Origin of the sequence: Brevundimonas variabilis, assembly GCF_014199945.1 — a bacterium.
GTDB classification, from domain to species: Bacteria; Pseudomonadota; Alphaproteobacteria; order Caulobacterales; family Caulobacteraceae; genus Brevundimonas; species Brevundimonas variabilis.
This window is the reverse complement of record NZ_JACHOR010000007.1, coordinates 1-6,947: the sequence shown is the minus strand read 5'-3', so window position 1 is coordinate 6,947 and position 6,947 is coordinate 1. Positions and strand designations below refer to the sequence as shown.

The following is a 6,947-nucleotide window of genomic DNA, read 5'->3' as shown; positions in this document are numbered from 1 at the left end:
CATCTCGCGTCTGAGCCATTTGACGAAGTCGTAACCGTCCATTTCGGGCATGGCGCAGTCGACGAGGATGAGGTCGACGGGTTTGCGCTTGAGGATGTGTGTGGCTTCGAGAGCGGAGGTGGATCGCATCTGTTCGCGCACGCCGAAGCCCTGGACGACGGAGGCGAGGATATCGAGGGCCTGGGGGTTGTCGTCGATCAGGAGCACGGTGATGTGCTCGAGGTTGACGCGGTCCGAGGGGCGCGATGCGGTGGCCATGGGGTTCAGTCGAACAGCATGAGGTCGCCGGTGTCGGGTCGGGCGACGGTGGGGGATCGGGTGAGGCGCAGGGCCAGGCTGAGCCGGTCGGCGAGGGCCGACAGGGGGATGGCCTTGAGCGCGTCGTTGAGGGGGTCCTCGCGCGACAGGGTATCGGTGAGGTCGCACAGGGCGCGGCAGCGCTGGGTCATCTCGTCGATGGCCTGGGCCTGCTGCATGGCCAGGGGCCGGGTGGTGTCGTCGGCGTCGCGCACGGTCTCGGCGACCAGGCCGGCCAGGGTCTCGATCCCGTCGGCGAGGGTGTCGAACTCCTCGGACAGGGCACCGAGCAGCAGCAGGGCCTGGTGATGGCTCATCATCAGAACAGCTCCAGCGCGCCGGCGTCGACCGCGATACGGGGGCGCACGATCGGTGCGGGGGCGGGGATCTGGGTGTCGGTCACGGCCCTCTGCAGGGCGCGGCCGGTGGCGGGCCAGTACTGGACGCGTCGACCGCCCGAGCCGCGCAGGCTGCCGCCGACCACGGCGATGCCCTCGTCGCGCATGAATTTCTCGGCGAAGTCGGCATTGGAGGCTCCGACGTCGCGCAGGCTGTCGAACATCCGCCCGCCCCCGAACAGCTTGGCCTCCAGCCGGTCGCGCCGGGCCCCCATCTTGAGGCAGTCGTTGATCAGCAGTTCCATCGCATAGGCCCCGTAGCGACGCCCCGCATCAGTCCCCGCCCCCGCCCCCTCGGGCAGCAGGAAGTGGTTCATGCCGCCGATGCCGGTGCGCGGATCGCGCAGGCACAGGGCCACGCAGCTGCCCAGGATGGTGGTCAGCATGACGTCGGGATCGGCCGTGATGTGGTGCTCGCCCTGACCGACGTGGATCTTTTTGCCCGCATGGTATTCGACGGGGTGATCGCTCATGTCAGCGGCCCGAAGACGCCTTCCAGCTTCTCTTTCAGCTGGGCGACGGTGAAGGGCTTGACCAGATAGTTGTTGACCCCGAACTGCACCGCCCGCGCGACCAGTTCGCGATCGGCCCGGCCGGTCAGCATGATGAAGGCCGTGCCCGCCGTCGGCGGATGGGCCCGCACGGCCCGCAGCAGCCCCAGCCCGTCCAGATTGGGCATGTTGAAGTCCGAGATGATCAGATGCACCGGGCTGGTGATGGCCTCGCGCAACCCCGCCTCGCCGTCGGCCGCCTCGCGGAACTCGCGGCAGCCGATGGCCTGCAGGCTGGTACGGATCAGGGCCCGCATCGACGCCTGGTCGTCGACGATGAGGGTGCGGATGGCGGAGGCGGCAGGCATCGATCGGTCCTCAGGCAGGGCTTGTGGCGTGGCGGGGGTGCGCCGAACACAGGTCGAGAATGGCACCGGACAGGCGCGACAGCGGCAACTGCCGCTCCACCGCCCCGATCTCGAAGGCGACGCGGGGCATGCCGTAGACAACGCACGAGCCCGGATCCTGGCCCAGGGTCCGGGCCCCGGCCTGGCGCATCTCCAGCAGGCCCGAGGCTCCGTCGCGGCCCATGCCCGTCAGGATCACCCCGGTCATCGGCTTCTTCAGCCGCGCCACCGATCCGAACAGCACATCCACCGACGGCCGGTGGCCGCTGACGGTCTCGCTGCGGACCAGCCGGCAGCGCGGCGTGATGCCCGCGACCTCCAGATGGGTCTCCCCGCCCGGTGCGATATAGATATGGCCCGGCAGCAGCGGGGCCCCTTCGGTGGCCTCGCGCACCGTGGCCCCGGAGGACCGGTCCAGGCGGGCCGCAAAACTGCCGGTGAAGGTGGCGGGCATGTGCTGGGTCACGACCGTGGCCGGACAGGTCGCCGGGAAGGCCGACAGGATGGTCAGCAGGGCCTCGACCCCACCGGTGGAAGCCCCGATCGCCAGCACATGGCCTTCGGCGGCGCGGTAGTTGTCGTGGGGGGCCGGCGCCGGCGCGGCCGGCTGGCGGGCCCGCACCGTCGATCCGGCCGCGGCCTTCACCTTCAGCGTCAGTTCGGCAAAGGCCTCGGCGGCGGTGATATGGGCCGAGGGTTTGCCCACCGCATCGACCGCCCCCATCTCCAGCGCCGCCAGCGTCACCTCGGCGCCCGCCTGGGTCAGGGTCGAGACCATGACGACCGGCATGGGCCGCAGCCGCATGATCTTCTCGAGGAACTCCAGCCCGTTCATGTTGGGCATCTCGATGTCCAGCGTCAGCACATCGGGGTTCAGCCGCTTGATCGCCTCGCGGGCCTCGATCGGATCGGCGGCGGTGCCGATGACCTCGATCTCCGGGTCGCGGTTCAGGGCCGCCGTGATCAGGCCGCGCATGGTGGCGGAATCATCGACGACGAGGACGCGGATGGTCATGCGCCCCCCAGACGGTAGGTGGTCAGGCCGCTGGTGGTCAGCTGCGCCGCTGCCGGGCCGCTGACCCGTTCCGAATGGCCGATGTACAGGGTCGCCCCCGGCTTCATCATCGGGGTGAACCGGCTCCACACCCGCTCCTGGGTCGGATCGTCAAAATAGATCACCACATTGCGGCAGAAGATCACGTCGAACCGGCCCTTCATCGGCCAGTTGCCGATCAGGTTCAGCTCGCGGAAGGCCACCAGGTCGCGCAGCGCCTGGCTGGCCCGCAGCATGCCCGGACCGGCGTCGGGGGCCTTGTCGAAGAACCGCGTGCGCAGCACCGGCGGGGCCGGCTCCAGCGCCTCGTCGGAATACACCCCCTCGATCCCGGCGGCGATCATGTTGGGGTCGATGTCGCTGGCCAGGATGCGCACATCCAGGTCGTTGGCCTCGGGCAGGACCTGCAGCACCGTCATGGCCATCGAATAGGGCTCCTGCCCGTTCGAACAGGCCGCCGACCACAGCCGCACGCTCTCGCCGCGCCGCGCCCGCGCCGCCAGCTCCGGCATGACCTGGTCGCGCAGGTGATCAAAATGGTGCGGCTCGCGATAGAAGCGCGTCACATTGGTGGTCAGGGCCGCCATCATGGCCTGGCGCTCGTCCACCCCGTCGGCGCTCTCGATCAGGGCGCAATAGTCCCGGAAGCTGCGCAGCCCCAGGCTCCGCAGCCGCTTGGCCAGCCGCGAATAGACCAGCGCAGCCTTGCCCTGGTTCAGCGCGATGCCGGAATGGCTGTGCAGGATGCGCGCGATCTCGCGAAAATCCTCGGCCGTGAAGATGAACTCGCCCTCGACCAGGGCAGCCCGGGTGGCAACAGTCATGCGGCCTGGGCCTCCACATCGGGGATGATCCAGCCCAGTTCGACCAGGCTGATCATCCGCCCCTCCAGCGCGAACAGGCCCTTGACGAAGGCCTTGACCTGGTCGCTCGCCATGTCCGGCGTCGGCTGCAGGGTCGATCCGTCCATCTGGATGATGTCGGACACCGCATCCACCAGCAGACCCACCAGCCGGCCGCCCACATGGGCCACCATGATCACATGGCGCGCCGTCGGTTCGGTCGATGGCAGGCCGAACCGGCCCGCCAGGTCGACGATCGGCAGCACGGCTCCGCGCAGGTTGATCACCCCCTTCATGTAGGCGGGCGAGCGGGGCAGCGGCGTCGCCGGCGTCCAGCCGCGGATCTCGCGCACCGACATGATGTCGATGCAGAACTCCTGCTCGCCGATGCGGAACGCAATCAGCTCCCGGATCGTGGAAGAGGACAGGACCTCGGTCATCATCAGCTGGCCATCTTCAGGTCGGCGCGGGCGGGCTTGCGCCGGGCATTGGTGACCAGGGCATCCACATCCAGGATCAGGGCCACCCGGCCGTCGCCCAGGATGGTGGCCGCCGCAATGCCGGGCACCTGCTGGTAGTTGGTCTCAAGGCTCTTGATGACGACCTGACGCTGGCCCTGGATGGCGTCGAACAGCAGCGCTGCCCGGACCCCGGCCTCGGTCTCCACGATCACCGCCACCCCGGTCGAGGGCGGTACCGGATCGGCGCGGAAGCCCATCACCTGGGCCACGTCGATCAGCGGCACGAATTTCTCGCGGAAGGTGATCACCGCATCATGGCCCCCGACATAGTGCACGTCCGCCGCCCGCGGCAGCAGGCTCTCGACGATCGCCGTCAGCGGGGCCACCAGGGTCTGTTCGGCGGCACTGACCACCATTCCGTCCATCACCGCCAGCGTCAGCGGCAGGCTGAGGGTGAACACCGACCCCTTGCCGGGGACCGAGGCGATGGTGATCCGCCCGCCCAGGGCCTGGATCGAGCGGCGCACCACATCCATCCCCACCCCGCGTCCCGAGATGTCCGACACCGTGTCCGCCGTCGAGAAGCCGGGCAGGAAGATCAGGTTGTCCACCTCCTCGTCCGACAGGCTGGCGTCCTCGGCGATCAGACCCCTGGACACCGCGATGCCGCGCACCCGCTCGCGGTTGATGCCGCGTCCGTCGTCGCTGATCTCGATCACGATCCGTCCGGACCGGTGCAGGGCCGCCAGACGCACCGTGCCCTCGGCCGGCTTGCCTGCCGCCACCCGGTCGTCGGGGCCTTCCAGCCCGTGGTCGATGGCATTGCGCAGCATGTGGGTGATCGGTTCGGCCAGCCGTTCGACCACGGTCTTGTCGACCTCGGTATCCTCGCCCGCCGTCACCAGGCGCACCCGCTTGCCGGTCATCTCGGCCACTTCGCGCACCAGGCGCGGCATGCGCTGGAACACCGACTTCACCGGCTGGGCGCGGATGGCCATGACGCTGTCCTGGATCTCGCGCGTCAGCAGCTCCAGGTCCTCCAGCCCGACCGAGATGCCCGACGACCGCGCCAGGCCGCTCTCGACCACGCGCTGGGCCAGCATGGCCTGCTGGATCACCAGTTCGCCCACCACATTGATCAGCCGGTCGACCCGGTCCAGATCCACCCGGATGGTCGGGGCCGCGCTGGCCGCCGTCACCGACGGGCTGGCCGACAGGCTGGCCGAAGGGGTTGCCGGAGCCGCCGCCGGGCGCGGGGTGGCGGTCGTCGCGGCCGGGGCTGCGCCCGCCGCCGACGGGGCCACCGCCATGGACACGATCGGCTCCAGCGTCATGGGCGCGGCCACCTCGGCCTGGGCCCGCGCCAGCAGGGCCGCGATATCGAACGCCGGGGCCGCCTCGGCCGAGGCCGCCACATCGGCCAGGGCCGTGAAGGTGGTGTCGCAGTCGCTGCCGACGAAGTCGAACACATCGCGCACGTCGCTCTCGGACGCCCCCACGATGTCCACCGTCCAGGCCAGATAGCCCTCCTCGGCCGACATCGCCTCGAGGTCCGGCAGTTCGGACGCATCCAGCGTCACCGTCGCCTGGCCCAGCCGGCCCAGCTCGCGCAGCATCAGCCCGGCCTCGTTGGCATGGGCATACATCCGGCCCTTGGGACGGAACACCACCCGCCAGCCACTGGCCACCGCCGGTGGCGGCAAGGTATCCAGCGCCTTCAGGTCGAAGGCCACCGGCCGGAAGCCGAACTCGTCGGCCTCGGGCAGGCCCGGCATCATCGGCACGGGCTCGAACGGAACCTCGGCCGCCACCGCGTTAGCGTTACCGTCATTGGCCTCGTCCATGGCCGGCAGGCCATCGACCGGCAGCGCCGCCATCACCGGACCATCCATCATCGGCGCAGGCGCAGCCGGGGCCACATAGACATCGCCCCGCGTCAGCGCCTCGAGCTCGGCCACCAGCCCGGCCGAGCGCGCCTCGTCGACCGGATCAGCCTGGCCCCGCGCCGCTGCAATATGGTCCGACAGCACGTCCGAGGCCCGCAGCAGCGTCTTGACCATCGTGTCGTCGCACGTCTTGCGACCCGCCCGGACCTCGTCCAGCAGCGTCTCGAACACATGGGCAAAACGCACCAGGTCCTCGAGACCGAACGCCCCCGCCCCGCCCTTGACCGAATGCACAGCCCGGAACACGGCATTGACCGTCTCGAGGTCGGTATCGCCCCCCTCGATCGCCAGCAGACCCGCTTCCAGGTCACCCAGCAGTTCGTCGCACTCCTGGAAGAAGACGACCTTGATGGCTTCGAACGGATCGACGGCGTCGGTCATGGATCAGGCTGCCACCCGTCGCACGGCCTCGACCAGCTTGACCGGGTCGAACGGCTTGACGATCCAGCCCGTCGCTCCCGCATCACGCGCCCGCTGCTTCTTGGCCGCATCGCTCTCGGTGCTCAGCACCAGAACCGGGATCGACCGGTTCGCCGGATCCGACCGCATCCCCTCGATGAAGCCGAACCCGTCCAGTCGCGGCATGTTGATGTCGGTGATCACCACATCGGCCCCTTCCGCACTCAGCGTCTCGAGCCCGTCCACGCCGTCCACCGCCTGGATCACGCGGTAGCCCGCCTCCACCAGCGCCAGCATCAGCATGTCGCGCATGGTGCGCGAATCATCGATCGTCAGAACCGTCTTGGTCACGCGGCCTCTCCCTGCGGATGCGCCAGACCGGCAGCTCCGAATGCATTCCATTGATCCGCAAAATCGCGCGACACACCCTCGATCACGAGACTGTGCCCGTCACTCGCCCAGGTCTTCTGCGCCGACATCAGAACCTGCAGACACAGACCCCCAAGACGCTCCACGCCCGAACCATCCACCACCACCGACTGCCCCCGCAACGCCAGCAACTGAACCCGCAACGGCTCCGCCGCATGAATGTCCAGCACCGATCCCAGCCTCAACTCAACCGACATCAGCAACCCTCCCCAATCGCCGTCGC

10 protein-coding genes are annotated in these 6,947 nt (G+C 69.2%); all 10 read right to left on the bottom strand.

From position 1 onward, the window contains the following. Positions 1–258, bottom strand: a 258-nt coding sequence (locus GGR13_RS16505; protein ID WP_183214707.1) for a response regulator, incomplete at its 3' end; no start/stop codon positions are given. 5 nt (positions 259–263) lie between these two features. Then, positions 264–617, bottom strand: coding sequence for a hypothetical protein (locus tag GGR13_RS16500; RefSeq protein WP_183214706.1), 354 nt, complete (start codon positions 615–617; stop codon positions 264–266). After that, positions 617–1,168: a chemotaxis protein CheD gene (locus tag GGR13_RS16495; protein ID WP_183214705.1), complete on the bottom strand. Its 552-nt coding sequence runs from the start codon at positions 1,166–1,168 to the stop codon at positions 617–619. Before GGR13_RS16495 ends, GGR13_RS16500 begins: the two co-directional genes overlap by 1 nt. Next, positions 1,165–1,554 carry a response regulator gene (locus GGR13_RS16490; RefSeq protein WP_183214704.1) on the bottom strand — a complete coding sequence of 130 codons (390 nt, stop codon included), beginning with the start codon at positions 1,552–1,554 and terminating at the stop codon, positions 1,165–1,167. The genes GGR13_RS16495 and GGR13_RS16490 overlap by 4 nt, the downstream gene beginning before the upstream one ends. Before the next feature lie 10 nt (positions 1,555–1,564). Beyond that, the gene (locus GGR13_RS16485) at positions 1,565–2,608 is read right to left on the bottom strand and encodes a protein-glutamate methylesterase/protein-glutamine glutaminase (RefSeq protein ID WP_183214703.1); all 1,044 of its coding nucleotides are present in this window, start codon (positions 2,606–2,608) and stop codon (positions 1,565–1,567) included. Beyond that, positions 2,605–3,471: a CheR family methyltransferase gene (locus GGR13_RS16480; protein ID WP_183214702.1), complete on the bottom strand. Its 867-nt coding sequence runs from the start codon at positions 3,469–3,471 to the stop codon at positions 2,605–2,607. The genes GGR13_RS16485 and GGR13_RS16480 overlap by 4 nt, the downstream gene beginning before the upstream one ends. Then, positions 3,468–3,929 carry a chemotaxis protein CheW gene (locus tag GGR13_RS16475; protein ID WP_183214708.1) on the bottom strand — a complete coding sequence of 154 codons (462 nt, stop codon included), beginning with the start codon at positions 3,927–3,929 and terminating at the stop codon, positions 3,468–3,470. The genes GGR13_RS16480 and GGR13_RS16475 overlap by 4 nt, the downstream gene beginning before the upstream one ends. Positions 3,930–3,931: 2 nt before the next feature. Beyond that, entirely contained in the window at positions 3,932–6,277 is a 2,346-nt protein-coding gene (locus GGR13_RS16470; RefSeq protein ID WP_183214701.1) for a chemotaxis protein CheA, read from the bottom strand. A gap of 3 nt (positions 6,278–6,280) precedes the next feature. After that, positions 6,281–6,646, bottom strand: coding sequence for a response regulator (locus tag GGR13_RS16465; protein ID WP_183214700.1), 366 nt, complete (start codon positions 6,644–6,646; stop codon positions 6,281–6,283). Next, on the bottom strand, positions 6,643–6,947 hold a 305-nt coding region (locus GGR13_RS16460), incomplete at its 5' end, for an STAS domain-containing protein (protein ID WP_343060474.1). The genes GGR13_RS16460 and GGR13_RS16465, both read right to left, overlap by 4 nt.

What these genes read in the sequence shown, in the direction of transcription:
- GGR13_RS16500 (WP_183214706.1), bottom strand. Translation starts at nt 617, where the DNA reads ATGATGAGCCATCACCAGGCCCTGCTGCTGCTCGGTGCCCTGTCCGAG.
- GGR13_RS16495 (WP_183214705.1), bottom strand. Translation starts at nt 1,168, where the DNA reads ATGAGCGATCACCCCGTCGAATACCATGCGGGCAAAAAGATCCACGTC.
- GGR13_RS16490 (WP_183214704.1), bottom strand. Translation starts at nt 1,554, where the DNA reads ATGCCTGCCGCCTCCGCCATCCGCACCCTCATCGTCGACGACCAGGCG.
- GGR13_RS16485 (WP_183214703.1), bottom strand. Translation starts at nt 2,608, where the DNA reads ATGACCATCCGCGTCCTCGTCGTCGATGATTCCGCCACCATGCGCGGC.
- GGR13_RS16480 (WP_183214702.1), bottom strand. Translation starts at nt 3,471, where the DNA reads ATGACTGTTGCCACCCGGGCTGCCCTGGTCGAGGGCGAGTTCATCTTC.
- GGR13_RS16475 (WP_183214708.1), bottom strand. Translation starts at nt 3,929, where the DNA reads ATGACCGAGGTCCTGTCCTCTTCCACGATCCGGGAGCTGATTGCGTTC.
- GGR13_RS16470 (WP_183214701.1), bottom strand. Translation starts at nt 6,277, where the DNA reads ATGACCGACGCCGTCGATCCGTTCGAAGCCATCAAGGTCGTCTTCTTC.